A 266-nucleotide genomic window follows, 5' to 3' on the forward strand; every position below is an offset into this window, starting at 1 on the left:
CTGCGCTGGGCAGCCTGCCGGATGAGGTCGCTGGCTACACCGGGCTGGTCCGGTGCATCAGCCATGCTCTGCAACTGGCTGGAAATGGTTCGGATGCCGTCGGCGGCCTTCTGCTGCTGGGTACCGGCCTGGTTGTTCAGGCCCTGCTTGGCCTGGTGCAACAGGTCCTGTGCGCTGTTCTTCGCCTCCGCCGCCACATTGGCCGCCTCACTCTTGGCAGTCTGGGCCACGCCCTGCGCTGCCGATGCTGCCTCGCCGGCAACGTT

1 pseudogene is annotated in these 266 nt (G+C 66.9%); it reads right to left on the reverse strand.

Features of this window, described 5'->3' with window-relative positions:
- Positions 1–266: pseudogene (locus FDW83_RS19010) on the reverse strand (hypothetical protein); the annotation flags it as partial.

It is taken from the genome of Pseudarthrobacter sp. NamE2 (assembly GCF_005796205.1).
Taxonomy (GTDB): domain Bacteria; phylum Actinomycetota; class Actinomycetes; order Actinomycetales; family Micrococcaceae; genus Arthrobacter.